This is a genomic window from Exiguobacterium sp. PHA03 (genome assembly GCF_041945985.1).
Lineage (GTDB): Bacteria > Bacillota > Bacilli > Exiguobacteriales > Exiguobacteriaceae > Exiguobacterium_A.
The window spans coordinates 2,015,575-2,034,297 of record NZ_JAUTYQ010000001.1 but is presented as its reverse complement, the minus strand read 5'-3'; the positions used below and the strand labels follow the sequence as shown (position 1 = coordinate 2,034,297).

The following is an 18,723-nucleotide window of genomic DNA, read 5'->3' as shown; positions in this document are numbered from 1 at the left end:
GTGAAACGCATGAGCATTAGAGCTGAAGAAATCAGCGCCCTGCTTAAAGCGCGTATCGCGCAGTACGGTTCTACGATGGAAGTGAACGAGACAGGTACGGTCATCCAAATCGGTGATGGTATCGCTCGTGCACACGGACTCGACAACGTCATGTCGGGAGAGCTCGTAGAATTCGCTAACGGCACAATGGGCTTGGCGCAAAACTTAGAAGAAGGCAACGTCGGTATCATCATCCTCGGTGACTACCTTGAAATCAAAGAAGGCGACTCTGTTCGCCGTACGGGCCGCATCATGGAAGTACCAACTGGAGACGCACTCCTCGGACGTGTCGTCAACCCACTCGGTATGCCAATCGATGGTCTTGGTCCAATCGAAACAGAACACTACAACCCGATCGAGCGTAAGGCGTCTGGCGTCATGGCGCGTAAATCGGTACACGAACCACTTCAGACAGGAATCAAGGCAATCGATGCCCTCGTTCCAATCGGTCGTGGACAGCGTGAGTTGATCATCGGTGACCGTCAGACGGGTAAGACGTCGATCGCAATCGATACGATCATCAACCAAAAAGAAGAAAACATGATCTGTATCTACGTCGCAATCGGACAAAAAGAATCAACAGTCCGTGGCGTCGTCGAAACGCTCCGTAAAAACGGTGCCCTCGATTACACGATCGTCGTTTCGGCAGCGGCTTCACAGCCAGCTCCACTTCTTTATCTCGCACCATTCGCAGGTGTCGCGATGGGTGAACACTTCATGGACCAAGGCAAACACGTTCTTGTCATCTATGATGATCTTTCAAAACAAGCAGCTGCTTACCGTGAGCTTTCGCTTCTCTTGAAACGCCCACCAGGCCGCGAAGCTTACCCAGGGGATGTCTTCTACCTCCACTCACGCCTTCTTGAGCGTGCGGCGAAGTTGAACGACGAGCTTGGCGCAGGTAGCTTGACTGCCCTTCCGTTCATCGAAACACAAGCGTCGGATATCTCAGCTTATATCCCGACGAACGTTATTTCGATCACGGATGGTCAAATCTTCCTTCAATCGGATCTCTTCTTCTCAGGTGTCCGTCCCGCGATCAACCCGGGTCTCTCGGTATCGCGTGTAGGTGGTTCAGCTCAAGTAAAAGCGATGAAGAAGGTAGCGGGTACGCTCCGTCTTGACCTCGCATCTTACCGTGAGCTTGAAGCATTCGCTCAGTTCGGATCTGACCTTGATAAAGCGACTCAGTCGAAGCTTAACCGTGGTGAGCGGACAGTTGAAGTCTTGAAACAAGACTTGAACCAACCCCTTACTGTCGATAAGCAAGTCATCATCATCTATGCCTTGACTCGTGGTCACCTTGATGATGTTGCTGTAACGGATATTCGTCGTTTTGAAAAGGAACTCAACCTCTGGCTCGATCAAAACCGCAAACAACTTTGCGATGAGATCCGTAAGACAGGTAACCTTCCAGCAGACGAAGAGATCGTAGCAGCAATCTCAGAATTTAAGAAAACGTTCCAAGCGACGGTTTAATCCGGCGGAACGCTCTTGATACTAACAAGGTGGTGAATCGAAATGGCATCGTTGCGCGAGATACAAACGCGGATCAACTCGACGAAAAGTACGAAACAGATCACGAAAGCGATGAACATGGTTTCGGCGTCGAAACTGAACCGCGCTCAAGCACATAGCGCGAAGTTCCAACCTTACATGCTGAAAATGCAAGAGGTACTCGGAACCATTGCGAATGGCACGACAGGTGCGAGCCATCCGATGCTCGAGAAACGTCCCGTCAAAAAGACAGGATATATCGTCATCACATCGGATCGCGGCTTAGCTGGTGCATATAACGCCAACGTGCTGCGTGAAGTCTACCGGGAAATCAAAGAAAAGCATACTACGGACAGTTACGTTCTCTTCGTGGTCGGTAAAGTCGGTGTCCAGTTCTTCCGTTCACGCGGAATCACGGTCACGGATGCGATCACAGGCTTGAACGATTCTCCTTCGTATGTCGACGTCGCTGAAATCGTGAAGCGCACAGTGAGTGCGTTCACGGTCGGCGAAATCGACGAGCTCAAGCTGTGCTATAACCACTTCTTATCTGTCATCAGCCAGGAAGTGAAAGTCGAAACTCTTCTCCCACTCGGAGAAATCGAAGCTTCATCTTCGACGACTTATGAGTACGAGCCAAGCGAGGAACAAATCCTTGCGGAACTCCTCCCGCGTTATGCGGAGAGCTTGATCTTCGGTGCGCTTCTTGACGCGAAAGTAGCAGAACATGCGTCACGTATGACAGCAATGCAAAGTGCGACAGATAACGCAGATGACTTGATCGGTCGATTGACTCTCGTCTACAACCGAGCTCGACAAGCTGCGATCACGCAAGAAATCACAGAGATCGTCAGTGGGGCTGCTGCGCAGCAGTAATCCCGACTGGCGTAACGATAGGTAGGAGGAAACACGATGAACGAACTCGGTTTAAAAGGCCGCGTCGTCGCGGTCATGGGACCTGTCATCGACGTTAAGTTCGAAGGACACTTACCGAACATCTACAACGCGCTTCGTATTCAATATACGCCGCAAACTGTAGAAGAAGTGGCTATCGACTTGACGCTTGAGGTCGCCCTGCACCTTGGTGACGACGTCGTCCGTACCATTGCGATGGACTCTACGGATGGAGTACGCCGTGGAATGGAAGTACTCGATACGAATGCTCCAATCTCGGTACCCGTCGGAGAAGCGACACTTGGTCGCGTCTTCAACGTACTCGGTAACCCAATTGATGAAAAAGAAATCGCTGCTGACGTGGAACGTCTTCCAATCCACAAAAAAGCACCGACTTTCGATAACCTTTCAACGAAAGTTGAAATCCTCGAGACTGGAATCAAAGTCGTCGACTTGCTCGCTCCTTACATCAAGGGTGGTAAGATCGGTCTCTTCGGTGGTGCCGGTGTAGGTAAGACCGTCCTCATCCAGGAATTGATCAACAACATCGCGCAAGAGCACAGCGGTATCTCGGTATTCGCAGGTGTTGGTGAGCGGACGCGTGAAGGAAATGACTTGTTCCACGAGATGACGGATTCAGGCGTTATCAAACAAACAGCGATGGTCTTCGGTCAGATGAACGAACCACCGGGTGCACGTCTCCGTGTTGCCTTGACTGGTTTGACGATGGCAGAATACTTCCGTGATGAGCAAGGACAAGACGTTCTTCTCTTCGTTGATAACATCTTCCGTTACACACAAGCGGGTTCTGAGGTATCGGCCCTTCTCGGTCGTATGCCATCTGCCGTTGGTTACCAGCCGACACTCGCAACAGAGATGGGTATGCTCCAAGAGCGAATCACATCAACAAACAAAGGTTCGGTTACATCGATCCAAGCGGTTTATGTACCAGCCGATGACTATACTGACCCGGCTCCTGCAACGACGTTTGCTCACTTAGATGCAACGACGAACCTTGAGCGCCGTCTCTCTGAGATGGGGATCTATCCTGCCGTGGATCCACTTGCATCGACATCACGCGCCCTTTCACCGGAAATCGTCGGCGAAGAGCACTACGGTGTTGCACGCCAAGTTCAGGAAACACTTCAGCGTTATAAAGAACTTCAAGATATCATCGCGATCCTCGGTATGGACGAGTTGTCAGAAGACGACAAATTGACTGTACACCGTGCGCGTCGTATCCAGTTCTTCTTGTCGCAGAACTTCCACGTAGCTGAGCAGTTCACAGGACAAAAAGGATCGTACGTCCCAGTTAAGGACACGATCCGCGGCTTCAAAGAAATCCTCGAAGGTAAACACGATGATCTAACGGAAGAAGCATTCCGTCTCGTCGGTCCGATCGAAGATGCGATTGAAAAAGCGAAGGCGCTTGTCTAAGTGACAAAGCATAAGGGGGACTTGAGATGAACACACTTCATGTCAATATCGTCACCCCGGATGGCGAAGTGTATGATGGCGATATCCGTATGGTCGTTGCGAAGACGATTTCTGGTGAGATCGGGGTTCTCCCGCACCACGTCCCACTCGTGACACCACTCGATATCAGCATCTTGAAGTTGCGCCACGAAGATGGCGGACGCACGTTGATCGCTATCAGCGGTGGCTTTATGGAAGTGCGCCAGGATACTGTAACGGTTCTTGCGGAAACTGCGGAGCAAGCAGACAAGGTCGACTATGACCGTGCTGCAGCTGCGAAGGTTCGTGCAGAACGTCGTCTCCAGGACACGAAATTATCAGAACTCGAATTCAAGCGTGCTGAACTTTCACTGAAACGAGCAGTTAACCGTCTCAGCTTGAAAGACTACGGTCGCGATTGATTCGACCAAAGACCCGAATTCCTTTGCGGAATCGGGTCTTTTTTTGTACGATACGTCAATGATTTTTCTAAAGACAAACGTTTTCGCAAGAGGGAGAACGATACAGGTTTAAAACGCCGTAAAAATGTAAAAGTACATTATATGCCTCGTCTTCACAATTTCTTCAACATTTTTTCTTTGGAAGACTAAATTTATCTTCAATAAATATATTTTATACGCTAAAATTAATTCAGCGTGTTCTTTTTTGTTTGCGCAATCATTCATTTTATGAAATCATAGTAAAGTTGGAGAAACTATGAAGAAGAGGTGCAACGAAAGTGACATCTATTGGTGTGAGTGCGTTAGTTAGTATGCTGGTCTACATCGTAGCGATTCTACTCGCTTGGTGGTCCTTATTACCAGTCAAATGGGAGAAAATCCTGCAACATCCTAAAGGACCGCATGCGGTAGCCTTGCGAACGATTCTAGCCATTGCACTTGGATCGATCGTCGCTCGCTTTTTATTGGATTATGCCGGTTTTGCACAGCGTCTTCAGTTTTTAATTGGGTGAACTTGTAACTGCATTGTAAACCCTGAAATGGTAATTTGTTTTAACATGGAACAGGACACTGCTCTTTCAATGAAGGAACACAGTCATTTAGCAATCATCTAACATTACAATCGAAACGTCGTATTGGCTTTGGAGTAAGAGATCAACTATAGGGAAGTTTCTTTTCTAACATTCGTTGAATTCCAACTATGATCCTCACCAATCACGAATTGAACATACTAGAACAGAAACGAAGCAGAGGAGTAGGGAGAATGGAAAAAATCGTTGTCCGTGGCGGACGTAAATTAGCTGGAACAGTCAAAGTAGAAGGTGCAAAGAACGCGGTCTTAAAAACACTCGTCGCGACATTGCTTGCATCAGAGGGCCAATCGGTTCTTCAAAACGTACCACGTCTAGCAGACGTCTATACAATCAATAACGTCTTACGCAACTTGAATGCGGAAGTCGAGTTCGACGCTGAAGCAAACACGGTGACGGTCAATGCCGAACCGAATCTTAAAGATGAAGCGCCGCTCGAATACGTCCGTAAGATGCGGGCTTCGATCCTCGTCATGGGTCCATTACTTGCACGTCTCGGTCGCGCACGTGTTGCGATGCCAGGTGGCTGTGCGATTGGTTCACGTCCAATCGATCTTCACTTAAAAGGTTTCGAAGCGATGGGTGCGAAGACGATCATCGGAAATGGATTCGTTGAGGCACATGTTGACGGTCGTCTCAAAGGTGCGAAAATCTACCTCGACTTCCCATCAGTCGGTGCGACAGAAAACATCATGATGGCTGCGACACTCGCAGAAGGAACGACAGTTATTGAGAACGTCGCAAAAGAACCAGAAATCGTTGATCTTGCGAACTTCTTGAACGCAATGGGCGCAAAAGTCCGCGGTGCAGGTACAGAAACGATCCGCATCGAAGGCGTCGAGAAGTTACACGGTGCGACACACTACGTCATTCCGGACCGGATTGAAGCAGGTACGTTCATGATCGCAGCAGCAATCACGGAAGGTGACGTCGAAGTCATCGGTGCTGAGCGCGAACACCTTCGTCCACTCATCTCGAAGATGGAAGAGATGGGCGTTAAGATCACGGATACAGAAGAAGGTCTCCGTGTCGTCGGTCCAGCGAAACTCGAAGCAGTCGACGTCAAGACGATGCCACACCCAGGTTTCCCGACAGACGTTCAAGCACAAATGATGGCGCTTGTTCTCAAAGCAGGTGGCACATCGGTCATCACGGAAACTGTTTTCGAGAACCGCTTCATGCACGTCGAAGAATTCCGTCGCATGAACGCTGACATTAAAATCGAAGGTCGTTCATCGATCATCAATGGTGGCGTTCAATTACAAGGTGCAGAAGTGCTTTCAACAGACCTTCGCTCAGGTGCGGCACTCGTCACAGCAGGATTGATCGCTGAAGGCGAAACGCGCGTTGGCGCACTTCACCACATCGACCGTGGATACGTCGACTTCCACTTGAAGTTACAAGCACTTGGTGCAGACGTAGAACGTGTGACAGAAGAAGCGGCAGTCGTTGAAGAAACAGCTGCAACAAAACTTTAAGCACTCATTCAAGAGCATTCTCTCGTTTTCGGAGGATGCTCTTTTTGTCGTCTTTTTAAAAAGATGACAATGAAATCAGAAAAGCCGAAAAAGAAAGTCGTTTCACGATGGGGCATATGCTAGAATTGAAAGGTATGTATACATAAATGGGTTAGACGTCCAAACGACGTTCTATATTTTGGAAGAATAGCCAGTGGGTAAAGGAGAGCACACGAGATGTTTTCAAGAGATATCGGAATCGACTTAGGGACGGCGAATGTCGTCATTCATGTAAAAGGTAGAGGCATTGTCCTCGATGAGCCATCGGTCGTCGCGATCGATAAGGCGACAGGCAAGATTCATGCGGTAGGGACAGAAGCACACTTGATGGTGGGCCGGACACCGGGAAACATTGTGGCCATTCGACCGCTTCAAGACGGCGTCATTGCTGATTTCGAAATGACAGAAGCGATGCTACGCCATTTCATCGATAAGATTGAGGTCCGTAAGATGTTCGGTGGAGTCCGCATGTTGATTTGTACACCAGCAAGCATCACAACAGTCGAAGCAAAAGCGATTCGCCAAGCTGGTGAAAAATCAGGCGCGAAGACGGTCTTCCTCGAAGTCGAGCCGAAGGTCGCAGCAGTCGGTGCCGGTATGGACATTTGGATGCCAGCAGGGCACATGGTCATTGATATCGGTGGCGGAACGACGGATGTTGCCGTACTTTCAATGGGTGATATCGTTTGTGGTGAAACGATCAAAGTCGCAGGTGACCGGTTTGATCACGACATCATCCGCTCGATCAAGGATACGCATAAGTTGATCATCGGGGAACGGACAGCGCAAGCCGTCAAGACGACGGTCGCGACGGTCTCAGAAGACGGACGTCGGGAACAGATGGATATTCGTGGACGCAATCTCGTGACGGGCTTACCGCACAACATCACGGTGACATCAGAAGAGATGCATGAGGCACTTGCAGAAGCAGCAATGGAGATCGTCGAAGCAACGAAGCGTGTGCTCGAGAAGACACCACCAGAGCTTGCAGCGGACATCATCGACCGTGGCATCATCCTGACGGGTGGGGGCGCACTTCTTGACGGAATCGACCAGTTACTTGCAAAAGAACTCGGCCTACCGGTTCTGATTGCAGAAGATCCGATGTTATGTGTCGCACGCGGTACAGGGATCATGCTCGACAATCTTGGGAAGTAAGAGCGTGTCAGCGTAAAGGATATGATTTTTCGTAAAAATTCATTCCTATAACGACCGTCTTGTCCTTCTCGCTTTCCACAGGCGGGAGGTAAGCCGCGACAGCGCGCATTTCATGCGAGTTGTCGGGTCTTACCTATCCCTGACGAAAGTGCTGCTTGTACTTTCTTTTCCTGCAGGAGTCGAGAATGGACAAGTTCGTTCGATATGAATCAAACCAATAGGGAGTCCGGTTTCCGAAGTACGTATCGGAAACTGGACTCCCCTTGTTTTAAACATAATGCTTAGTCCATAATGTCATGGTACTAAATGATTATGTGCCTCCTTGTGCTTCATCCGACTCCTACAGGAAAAAGCGCAAATTTTTGCGCTGTCAGAGACAAACAAGACCCAGGTTCACTGTTATACGAACAGTGAAGACTGGCTTGTGTCTCGCCTGAGGAAAGCGGATGAAAAGAAAAGGGGCATAAAGATGACTTATTGCGTACTACGCATGAAAGCCTGGTAGGCTTCAAAATCATGATAGACAATGGCACTTGGTGGCAACGAACTTGCCATCGTCTGATTGACGAGCTGATTTAGCTGCGTCCGTGTTTTGCCGTAGAACGTAATGTCTGGTGTTTCCGGAAGCTCCGTGAATTCGATAGCATACGATAAACGATATCCGTTACTCGCCGCATACAATGCATCCGTCATCGTGATGGCGCCAAGTCCGTTGCCGCCACCGTAAACGGTCCGGTAACTCATCAATGTGACTTCGTCAGCGAGATCCATCGCCCATTCGCTGATGGAACGCCCACCTGCATCCTGTACGGTATGGAACCAGAACGGGAGGAACAGTTGCAGCGGTAATCCTTCAGCGGATGCTTTTTCGCGGAAGGCGAGTAAGATGCGTTCGTAGGAGGCGATGACTCCTGGCTGGTCCGTCTCCCATTCCGGTAAGGCGTACGGTTCGAGATCGACACTGATGCCGTCCGGATGACTGATCGTCTCCTGCTGATAGGTCGAGATCCAGGCTAACGGATCCTCGACGTTCGGTCGAGCTGTCGTTCCTTCGTTTGTGATCCAGCGCGGCTGTCCGAACAGAAAGTAGACTTCGATTCCGACAGCATGCGCTTTTTCAACGAATGTTCGGTAGAGAGTACGGTCACCCTCGACAGCGACATGCAGATAGACACGTTTCATCTGTCTGTTTGCCAGCTGATTGATCTTCGTTGAAATGGAGTTGGCTTCTGGGATGGACCAGATGACCGTGTGACGAGTGACGGAAACGGCAGCTGAACTCTTGAGCGGTAGTCCGAATTGAAGCAACGACAGGCAGACTACGCCAATCAAAAAGCGTTTCATTTCAATTTCACTCCTTCGTGTGGATTACCTTACTATCGGTCGTTGCGCATTCACTTATATGCATCAAAGGTCCTGTTCTACACTTTGACAGTTCAAATCCTAGACATTTCACAATGTGAAGTGTATATTAAAAGTTGTTGTATTGAAACGAGTTGTCAAATAAAAGGAAGTGATGCCACAATGCCATTGTGGAAAAGAAATTTAGTAGTCGTCTGGTTCGGTAGTTTTTTGACCGCTGCCGCCCTCAGTCTCGTTTTACCGTTTTTGCCTTTATTCATTGAAGAACTCGGTGTCGACAGCCGACAAGATATTACGACCTGGTCTGGTATCGCCTTTGGTGCAACCTTCCTCGTCGCTGCGATCGTCTCACCCATTTGGGGACGTCTTGCCGATCGAAAAGGGCGTAAGCTCATGCTACTCCGAGCAAGTCTTGGTATGTCGATCGTCATGTTCTTAATCAGTTTCGTTCAAGACGTGTATCAACTCGTATTCCTACGTCTTGTCATGGGAGCCGTATCCGGATTCATCTCAGCCGGGATTACAATGGTTGCTTCCCAAACCCCAAAAGAGAAAAGTGGCTGGGCGCTCGGCACCCTGTCGACTGGTGGGATTGCCGGTGGATTGCTAGGACCTCTCATTGGAGGATTCCTCGCCGACGTTGTTGGGCTTCGACCCGTTTTTCTCTTTACGAGCGTTCCGCTCTTCATTACCTTCCTCGTGACCTACTTCTTCGTCAAAGAAGAATTCGTCCCACTGGAAGTCAAAAAGATGGCGTCTGCGAAAGAAATCATCCAGTCACTTCGCCATCCGGAACTCATTTTAAGCCTTTTCTTGACGACGTTCCTGATTCAGTTCGCGGCACAATCGATTAGTCCGATTCTGTCGCTGTATGTTCGGGAACTCAGTCCCGGTACAGAACGTCTTGCGTTACTATCCGGTATTGTCGCGTCAGCACCTGGGATTGCAGCCTTGATTGCGGCGCAACGACTCGGTCGTCTATCCGATAAGATTGGCGCTGAGCGTGTCTTATTCTTTGCGTTACTCGTCTTTGCAGCTTTCTTGATTCCGCAAGCATTCGTCACGGATACAAGTCAATTGATCGTCTTACGGATGGGGATCGGTTTTGCGACAGCAGCACTGCTGCCATCTGTCCAAACCTTGTTACGGAAGAATACGCCAGCGAATGCATCGGGACGGATCTTTGGGTATAACCAGTCTGCGCAGTTCATGGGGAACTTCCTCGGACCACTCGCAGGTGGACAGATTGCCGGTCACTTTGGTTTTGAAGCGCTGTTCCTCTTTACTGGCTTGATCGTCATCACGAATGCGGTGCTAGAGCGAACACAAACGGCTGTTTTAAAGAAAAATCCGAATAACTAATGAGAAGCTTCCATTTCCTAGACTGTGTTTAGGGAACGGAAGCTTTTTTTCATAGGATTGACCTTAAGTATCTTTAAATTATTATCTAAAGTATAACAAAATTTGTAAATTTTCAATATGTAAACTATGGAAAAGCGAATTATGTAATTGAGGTAGGTCTTTCGATGCATCTCTGCTGGATATTACCGTTTTGTTCAAAAAAGCTCATAATTCCTCTTCGGTCGACCGATATACTGAAAGGAAAGAATTGAACATGAAGTCAATGAGGAGATGGAACGCATGCTACGAGGAATGTACACGGCGTCGAATGCGATGCAGGCATTACAACGTCAACAGGAAATGCTCAGTAACAACTTGGCGAATGCGCGGACGCCGGGCTTCCGCGCTGATCAAGCGTCACTCCGGACGTTTCCAGAGATGCTGATCCAGCAGACAGCAAACAATGAACGGACGGGTGTGCGAGGAGTCGCGACGGTCGGGAAACTCGCGACCGGTGTCTTCATGCAGGCAGCGACCCCGAACTTCACGCAAGGTTCGATCACGGAGACAGGCAATGCGACCGATCTACAAATCAGTTCACTTGAAGGAGCACCGCTCTTCACGATTCGTCACCGGGATCCGTTGACAGAAGAGGAAGAGACGCTTTATACGACGAACGGACAGTTTGCCGTCGGACAAGACGGGTTACTCCGGACGACAGAAAATGATCTCGTTCTTGATACGAACGGGCAACCACTCGACGTCGTCAATGAGGACTTCAAAGTCGACGCGGACGGAGCCGTCACGGATGGAAATGGTCAAGCGATCGGAAACCTTGGTCTCGTCGTAACGGATCAACCGGAGACGCTCGAACGGACAGGAAATGGTCTATTCCGGTCAACCAATCCATTGAATGCCGGAAACGTTCGAGTCGATCAAGGTGTACTCGAACTCGGAAATGTCGAGATCGAACAGACGATGGCGGAGATGAATGCTGGTCTACGTCAGTTCGAAGCCAATCAAAAAGTCATTCAAGCGTACGACCGGACAGCAGAAAAAGCTGTTTCCGAAATCGGACGCGTTCGCTAATAGGAGGATATGATGCAATCAATCTATACATCCGCAAGTACGATGGGACAACTGCAAAAACAGCTTGATACGACCGGGCAAAACCTTGCCAATGTGGATACGAACGGCTATAAACGGCGGGATGCTCAGTTCAATGAACTGCTCGTCCGTAACATCAATAACCAAGCGACAGGCTTCACACCAGGTCCCTTGACGACGCCAGAGGGTCTTCGACTCGGCGTTGGTGGTTATGTCGCGAACGAAGCGACACGTTTTGGCGTCGGAACATTCCGGACGACGGATCGAAAACTCGATGCGGCACTTGGAAACCCGCACCATTTCTTCGGTGTCATCGATACGGATGGCGTGACGAAGTTTACGCGGGACGGAAACTTCCAGTTGTCGCCGCAAGCGAACGGACAAGTTCTGTTGACGGACGATGCCGGGCGCTCCGTCATCAACCAGGCGAATGATCCAATCGTCTTACCGGCGAACGCGACCGAGATTGAACTGAACAAGGACGGCAACATCACCGGCATCTTAAACGGGGATCGTCGTGTCCTCGCTCGAGTGGGTGTCGCGGACATCCCGAACTACGGAGAGCTGACGGAAGTCGGGGGTGGCTTGTTCACAGCAACTGGACAATACCAGAATGCGACAGGGAATCCGTTGACGGTCGGTCGGCTTGAGACATCGAACGTCGATATGGCGCTTGAGATGACGAACTTGACGCAACTCCAGCGGGCGTATCAGTTTAACTCGAAAGCGTTGATGACGAGTGATCAGATGATGGGGATCGTCACGTCACTGAAATAAAACATCACAAAAGGGTGATGCTTCTCACAAGAGAGGTATCACCCTTTTCATTATTTTTCCTGTAACGCAAGATAGATCGCAGCCATGTCCGCGTCGCCGTAAGTGGGTTTCGCATCAGTGTAGCTAGCGTCCGTTGCTTGCGCAAGGGGTAGCTCAAGCTGTTGGCGTCTCGCTTCTGCCGTAATCAGTCCAAGATCCTTTGCCATCAGTCGGAGCGGGAAAGCAGACGGGAAGTCGTTCTTCCGGTACATGTCACGTTTACCGCTGAAGAGGGGAGTGTTCATCCCGGAAGCACTGATCATCTGGATCAGCTTCTCTTTTTCGAGCCCGGCACCTTCTCCGAGCAGTAATGTCTCCGCGACCCCTTGACCGACGACAGCGAGCAATAAATTGATGGCGAGTTTCGCCGCACTGCCTGAGCCATGTGGTCCAAAATGAATCGTTTCCTTACCAAGTAGGTCAAGATACGGCTGACAAGTCGCGACGACGTTCGCGTCACCACCGGCAAGCAGGACGAGCTGACCGTTTTCTGCGACCGGAACGGAGCCCGAGACAGGCGATTCCAGATACGTGCCGTCATTCTTTTCGACGAGACGAACCATCTCCTTCGTTTCTTCTGGGGAGATTGTACTTAAGTTAACGATTGTCTTACCTGTAAGGTTCTCTTGGATACTTTCGAGAACGGACGCGACGGCAGGTCCGTCCGCTAACATGACGAAGAGAATGTCGCTCTGACGTACCACGTCCTGTATTTCTTTGACAGCTGTTGCTCCTAATTCTGTCAACGGAGCAGTCTTTTCATACGTCCGATTATAGACGAGCAAATCATGACCGCCATCAATTAAACGTTTTGCCATCGGTACACCCATATGTCCTAAGCCAATCCATCCGAGTTGCATGTCGATTCCTCCTTATCATGATGCGCTTTTGACTATACCCCGCGCTTCGCCAAATCTAACGAAAAAAAGACCGTCCACATGATGTGAACGGTCGCGTGATTAATCTTCATACGTGAGGATGGTCGAGATGACGGCGATCGGGAAACGAATCGTAAAGGTCGATCCGACACCAACGACAGATTCGACATCAATCGTTCCGTTGTGGTGCTTGACGATCTCCTTACAGATCGACAGACCAAGACCGGTTCCGCCAATTTTGCGTGTCTCGGAGTTATCGACACGATAGAACTTATCGAACAATTTTGGAAGGGCATCTTGCGGAATCCCGATGCCTTCATCTTGGATACGGATTTGAGCGAAACCAAGTTCATTTGTAATCCGTATCAAGACTGTACCACCGCTCGGCGAGTACTTGACAGCGTTGCTGAGCAGGTTGTTCAGCAACTGTTTCATCTTTTCCGCATCCCCGTCAATCATGATCGGTCCACGGGCCTCAAAATCAATCGTATGCGTCTCATGCGAGACATCATAGAACTCGATCAAGTCCTGAGCAAGTTCGATGACATCAAACGTCGTCATCTCATACCGGTGTTCACTCGACTCCATGCGCTGGACGTCGAGGAAGTCGTTGACGAGTGTCGTCAGGCGACCGGTCTCGGAGTGGATCGTTTGGAGGTACTTCCGTTGCCGTTCCTCCTCGAACCGTTTGTTGAGCATCAGCTCCGTGAAGCCATAGATCGAAGAGAGCGGTGTCCGTAACTCATGCGAGACGGTCGAGACGAACTCTTCCTTCATCCGCTCGGCTTCCGTTTCTTTCGTCACGTCGCGGAGAACGAGCATCGTACCGACCCACAGGCCATCGACCTCGATTTTCTCAGCGTAGATCTGGATGTAAGTACTATGCTTGCGGATCGAGACGATCAAGCTGTCTTTCGGTAAATCGAGTTCGACGATCTGTTCAATGTAACGTTCGAACGCTGCCGGTTCGTCAATGATGTCAGCGAGTGCCTGCATCGCTTGTTCGAAGGCAGAGCGTTCTTCGTCTTCGAACGTTGTCGGGACTTCCGGAAACAACGTCATGAGGGGTTCGTTGACGAGCAACTCATCCGTCTCATGTTCGATGTAGACGACAGCTTCCCGAATCGAGTTCAACAGTTGCGTCGTCTTGTTCTTCTCGCGGATCATTTCCTCATAGATCCCCATCCGTAGGAGGGAGAGCGACAATTGATGCGAGAACGACAAGATGTCGCTCATCTGCTCCGTCGTGAAGGCATCACGATAACGAACGAGATAGATGCAGGCGATCATATGCTCTTTTGACGGATCAAGGACCGGAACCGCGACTTCATACATATAGTACGGGTACGGAAGCGGGCTTTCGTGCGCTACCTGTTTCGATGAGTGCACAGGACGCTTCAGAAGACGTGCCCGGTGCAGGAGTGACTGATCATCAGAGACGAGACGACCGACCATCTCTTCTGTCATCCCGTAATCGATCGTCGAGCGGACTTCCTGTTGATCGAGGAACAAGAGGGCACCGATTTCAGAATGCGTGATCGAGACGAGTTTCTCGATGATTTCCGGATAAGCCGTCAACGTCTCACGAGAAGCAAGCGTCTCAGTCAGTTCGTTACGATACTTGAGATGTTGTTCACTCCGAAGCGTGATATCAAGTGCTTCCTCGAGTTCTTCCTGTTGCGCTTGCAATTCTTCTTGCTGCGCGACGAGTTCTTCCTGTTGCGCTTGGAGTTCTTCGTTCTTCGCGAGCATATGGACTTTATTGTCCGCGATCGAAGCCGCCATCTGATTGAACGATGCCGTTAGCGTATGCAATTCGTCCTTACGTTTCGGTAACGGAATTGCTTGGATGTCTTCCCCTGATGCAAGTAGAGCACTGTCGTGGGATAGCGTATTGACCTGTTTCGTGACGCGGCTGATGAATGGGCGAACGAGAGATAAGAGGACGAGAATCAAGACGACGAGATTCGACAGCCAGATGAACTGCGCGACACGCATCTCACTTAAAAGATCGTTTTTCGCGTCCACTTCCTTCTTTTCGATCAACGTCAGATAATCTGAAAGCAACGTATCAATCCGTGTCATGTCGACGTCTGCTTCTGATAAGCTGACCGATCCACGTAACGTCCCATTTTTGGTGAACAAGTCTTTCCCGTTGGAAAGAGCAGCGAGCGTGTCAGGAGTCACAAAGTCTTCATTGATCTTCCCGTCCTTTTTTCCTTCGACGTATTCGTTGAGAAGTGGAAGAGATGTGCCGAAATAATCGTCATAAATGCGACGAGTCGCTGTCGCATATTCTTTCCCTTGCTCATAAATTGCATACTTTTCGAACCACGTCGTCAGACGATTGATTTCCTGCTGATTCGTCTTCACCTGATCAAGTGTTTCCTGTGAACCAGTCAATAAGTAAGATTTGACGTTACTTTGCGCGACGGTCCATTCGTTAGCGAGTGCATTCGCATTCGTCCGCCGTTCACGTAAATCATCAAATGTTGCATTGGCTTGATCGATCTTCTGTTCCGTATAGAAATAGACGATCGCAGACGTGATGCTAAGAGCGACGAACACCATATAGAAGGCGAACATCAATTGACGACCGATGGTACGATTAATCCATTTCACTGGGGTATCCTCCGTATTCTGTTTTACATGTATGAAAAAGATTGCTTAAATGCCGAATATATTCATCTTACGTAGTTTTAAAGGTCTCGGCAAATTTGAATCTGCAAAAACCACTAAAACAAATATATCATATATTTGTTAATTGATATTAAATGATACATTTTTTAAGAATAAGGATTAAGAAGCAATGTTTTAAGGAAAAACCATAGAAGATATTGAACTTCATCATTTTAAGTAGGGAAGTGGTCAGATGCAAAAAATGTTTGAAAATAAATGGTATCGATTCGCATGGTGGGTCATGACATTGCTCATCATCGTCTGGATTGGCGATCATGTTACGTTCCTGTTCCGACCGATCGCAATTCTGCTTCAAATGGTCGTACCACCCCTTGCAATCGCTGGGATTCTCTACTATGTCCTGTTGCCAATCGTCGAGTTGCTCGAGAAAAAGATGAAGCGGCGACCTGCTGTCTTAATCGTGCTCGTCGGTTTAATCGGTATTTTAACGACACTCGGCTTCATCTTTGGTCCGATGTTGTCGGAGCAGGTCACGCAGTTCGTCAATTCGATACCGACGCTCGCGACACAGTTCCAGCGCCAATTGATTGACGTCCGGGATCAACTCGAAAACAGTGCAGCCTTTTCACGCTTCCTATCAGGACCAGATAACTTGTTCAATAAGTTCTCAGGGAACATCTCGGAATACGCATCGACGTTCCTGAAGAACATCGGTACGGGTGTCGGTGGGTTCGTCAGTGTCCTGACGACAGCGGTCGTGACGATCATCATCATTCCAATCATGTTGATCTATATGCTGCTTGACGGTGATAAGCTTAAAGGCAATCTCGTTAAGCTGATGCCGTATGAGTATCATAAGGAAACGCAAAAAATCCTCGGGGACGTCCACGTGACGATCATGAGCTACATCCGCGGGCAAGTCATCGTCAGTATTGGTGTCGGGATCATCGCCTATATCGGATATCTCATCATCGGAATCGATTATGCGTTGTTACTCGCCTTATTTGCGACACTGACGAATATCATTCCGTTTCTCGGTCCGGTTCTCGGTGTCATTCCGGCATTGATCGTTGGGTTCATCCAGGATCCGATCCTTGCGATTTATGCAATCATCGTCATGACGGTCGCGCAACAGATCGATTCGCACATCATGTCACCACTTGTACAAGGGAAGACACTCGATGTCCACCCGTTGACAATCATCATCGTCTTGCTTGTCGCGGGGAACATCGCCGGTTTCTTCGGAGTCTTGCTCGGTGTACCGTTCTACGCTGTCATGAAGGTCGTCATTCTAAACATCCGTCGTCTCTATCACCTCCGATCGCAGAAGAAGATGGTCATTACGGAGGAAGAAAAGACGTTCGATACGATCATCACGGAGCGCGATTGAGTTTTGAAATTCATGTAAAAGTGCGTCATACTGAAGAGGTAGCTAAGAGAAGGGGGCAAGAATCAGATGGATTCACGTCATACCGAAGAACAAGCCGATCTACTGGCGTTGCAAAAATTTCAACACAACTTCGAGAACAGTTTGAAGTCGAGCATCATTTATCTCTTGCGTGATGGCGCATTGACGATCGGGGAACTCGAGCAACGGATTGATCAGTCGCACGGGCAGATCCTCGAGCAACTGCAGGAGCTGATTGAAGACGGACTCGTCATCCAGCAGATGTCTGAGAAAGTGCATGGACTGGCCTATTATTTGACGGCACCTGCAGAAGACCTCGTTCGACAATTCACGGAATCGATCCGGTGGAGTAAACAGCACATCCGATATTAAACAGCAGGATTCTAGACCTCCGAGCAGCTGCTCAGAGGTCTTTTTTGCGTTTTTTGAAGCAATCCTCCTAAAAAAATGGCATGCGCAGGAAAGAACCGGGTCAAAACAAGGCGATGCATGTCTTCTTCAATGCTTCTGAACGAGCGAACGAACTTGAAGAGTAGTAGATAAAAGTAGAGCAGGAACCAAATCATCCGTTGGTTCCTGCTCTACTATCATTTTTGGACGGCGCTGAACGCGTCCTCTGATTCGATTCCGGCTTTACTGACGGCTGTGACGATGAAACGACCTGTTGCATCTTTAGGGAGCGGGAATGCTTTACGCTCGATTGATTCCGTTGTACCGAGTTTTTTGCGTTTTCCGTCCTTCTCTTGATAGATGTTGTATTTGACGACATCCTCATCTGTTGAGGCATACCAGTTGATGAATCCACCACTGACACGGATGTTCGTCGCTGGTTTTGGTGGTGTCTTGACGGGATCTGATGCCTTTTCGTCTAATTCCGTGAAAACGACGAGGCGGTTATCATACGTTCCTTGATTCTCATCGTATGTTCCGATACACGTGATTAAGTTCAAATTCCGCGTATCAGCTGGACCAAAGATTTTCTTCAGTGGTGCTTTTAAGTGATCGTACTGGATGAGCTCTTTGACACGAAAGACGAGCTTACGCCCGGAAGCGTCCGTCACTTCGACCGGATCGCCCTTTTTTAGTTCATGCAGTTTATAGAAGATAGCTGGACCGGTCTTCGTATCGGTATGCCCGTCAATGACGGCGTTCCCGACATCACCTGGACGGGGACCGAACTTATACCAGCCGGCTTGTTGTTCATTTTTAGGTGTTGCCATGGCGCCGTCTTGATCGAGTCCGACTTGTTCGACCTTCGTCTTGATGTCGTGTTTCGGTATGAAGAGTTGTTTTGGGAGCTCGACCTCTGTGGTCGAGAGATCTTTGAACTCCTTCTTAAAGATTTCTGACGGCTTGAGCGGATCTTCCTTCGTCTCGGAAGAGGCCGCGGATTCTGTTTTAGGATCACCTTGCGTGATGTTCGATGTGTCCGGCTTTGATTGACCGAACAAGAGGAACAGCAATGTTCCGACCGATGCGACCATCAAAAGAATGCTCGCCGGTAATAACCAACGTTTCATGTGCGCGTAGCTCCTTTCCGAGAGAAGGGGTTCCCTCTAT

16 protein-coding genes are annotated in these 18,723 nt (G+C 49.2%); 12 read left to right on the top strand and 4 right to left on the bottom strand.

What is annotated here, in order from left to right:
- Window positions 1-9 precede the first annotated feature (9 nt).
- The 7 genes from atpA (at window position 10) to mreB (ending at window position 7,611) form a co-directional block, all read left to right on the top strand.
- Window positions 10-1,518: a F0F1 ATP synthase subunit alpha gene (gene atpA / locus Q7C19_RS10555; protein WP_023469496.1), complete on the top strand. Its 1,509-nt coding sequence runs from the start codon at window positions 10-12 to the stop codon at window positions 1,516-1,518.
- Between the two features lie 42 nt (window positions 1,519-1,560).
- Window positions 1,561-2,412: an ATP synthase F1 subunit gamma gene (gene atpG, locus Q7C19_RS10550; protein WP_035410620.1), complete on the top strand. Its 852-nt coding sequence runs from the start codon at window positions 1,561-1,563 to the stop codon at window positions 2,410-2,412.
- 36 nt (window positions 2,413-2,448) lie between these two features.
- Window positions 2,449-3,867 carry a F0F1 ATP synthase subunit beta gene (gene atpD, locus Q7C19_RS10545; RefSeq protein ID WP_023469494.1) on the top strand — a complete coding sequence of 473 codons (1,419 nt, stop codon included), beginning with the start codon at window positions 2,449-2,451 and terminating at the stop codon, window positions 3,865-3,867.
- A 26-nt stretch (window positions 3,868-3,893) separates the two neighbouring features.
- Window positions 3,894-4,307, top strand: coding sequence for a F0F1 ATP synthase subunit epsilon (locus Q7C19_RS10540; RefSeq protein WP_023469493.1), 414 nt, complete (start codon window positions 3,894-3,896; stop codon window positions 4,305-4,307).
- 332 nt (window positions 4,308-4,639) lie between these two features.
- Window positions 4,640-4,858, top strand: a complete 219-nt coding sequence (locus Q7C19_RS10535) for a DUF1146 domain-containing protein (protein WP_231925663.1) — start codon at window positions 4,640-4,642, stop codon at window positions 4,856-4,858.
- Window positions 4,859-5,109: 251 nt separating this feature from the next.
- Complete coding sequence (murA, locus tag Q7C19_RS10530) at window positions 5,110-6,414, top strand: UDP-N-acetylglucosamine 1-carboxyvinyltransferase (RefSeq protein ID WP_290752951.1); 1,305 nt, start codon at window positions 5,110-5,112, stop codon at window positions 6,412-6,414.
- Window positions 6,415-6,630: 216 nt separating this feature from the next.
- On the top strand, window positions 6,631-7,611 hold the full coding sequence (mreB, locus tag Q7C19_RS10525; RefSeq protein WP_035410615.1) for a rod shape-determining protein MreB: 981 nt from the start codon (window positions 6,631-6,633) through the stop codon (window positions 7,609-7,611).
- Between the two features lie 474 nt (window positions 7,612-8,085).
- Here the strand turns inward: mreB and Q7C19_RS10520 are convergent, their stop codons facing one another.
- Entirely contained in the window at window positions 8,086-8,955 is an 870-nt protein-coding gene (locus Q7C19_RS10520) for a hypothetical protein (RefSeq protein WP_375092106.1), read from the bottom strand.
- Between the two features lie 180 nt (window positions 8,956-9,135).
- On the opposite strand from Q7C19_RS10520, the gene Q7C19_RS10515 reads away from it, so the two are divergent.
- From Q7C19_RS10515 to Q7C19_RS10505, 3 genes are all read left to right on the top strand, one after another.
- A complete protein-coding gene (locus Q7C19_RS10515) occupies window positions 9,136-10,335 on the top strand; it encodes a multidrug efflux MFS transporter (protein ID WP_368914422.1) in 1,200 nt (399 codons plus the stop codon).
- 270 nt (window positions 10,336-10,605) lie between these two features.
- A complete protein-coding gene (locus Q7C19_RS10510) occupies window positions 10,606-11,403 on the top strand; it encodes a flagellar hook-basal body protein (protein WP_375092105.1) in 798 nt (265 codons plus the stop codon).
- Between the two features lie 12 nt (window positions 11,404-11,415).
- Window positions 11,416-12,198, top strand: coding sequence for a flagellar hook-basal body protein (locus Q7C19_RS10505; protein ID WP_035410604.1), 783 nt, complete (start codon window positions 11,416-11,418; stop codon window positions 12,196-12,198).
- Between the two features lie 50 nt (window positions 12,199-12,248).
- Here Q7C19_RS10505 and Q7C19_RS10500 read toward each other — a convergent pair whose 3' ends face one another.
- A complete protein-coding gene (locus tag Q7C19_RS10500) occupies window positions 12,249-13,097 on the bottom strand; it encodes an NAD(P)-dependent oxidoreductase (protein WP_375092104.1) in 849 nt (282 codons plus the stop codon).
- 99 nt (window positions 13,098-13,196) lie between these two features.
- Complete coding sequence (locus Q7C19_RS10495) at window positions 13,197-15,737, bottom strand: ATP-binding protein (protein WP_375092103.1); 2,541 nt, start codon at window positions 15,735-15,737, stop codon at window positions 13,197-13,199.
- Window positions 15,738-15,996: 259 nt separating this feature from the next.
- Here Q7C19_RS10495 and Q7C19_RS10490 point away from each other — a divergent pair, with 259 nt between their 5' ends.
- Both Q7C19_RS10490 and Q7C19_RS10485 read left to right on the top strand, forming a co-directional pair.
- Window positions 15,997-17,145, top strand: coding sequence for an AI-2E family transporter (locus tag Q7C19_RS10490; protein ID WP_375092102.1), 1,149 nt, complete (start codon window positions 15,997-15,999; stop codon window positions 17,143-17,145).
- 66 nt (window positions 17,146-17,211) lie between these two features.
- Window positions 17,212-17,535 (top strand): winged helix-turn-helix transcriptional regulator, encoded by a 324-nt coding sequence (locus tag Q7C19_RS10485; RefSeq protein ID WP_035410591.1) that lies wholly within the window; start codon window positions 17,212-17,214, stop codon window positions 17,533-17,535.
- A 215-nt stretch (window positions 17,536-17,750) separates the two neighbouring features.
- Here the strand turns inward: Q7C19_RS10485 and Q7C19_RS10480 are convergent, their stop codons facing one another.
- Window positions 17,751-18,683 (bottom strand): class F sortase, encoded by a 933-nt coding sequence (locus tag Q7C19_RS10480; protein WP_375092101.1) that lies wholly within the window; start codon window positions 18,681-18,683, stop codon window positions 17,751-17,753.
- Window positions 18,684-18,723 lie beyond the last annotated feature (40 nt).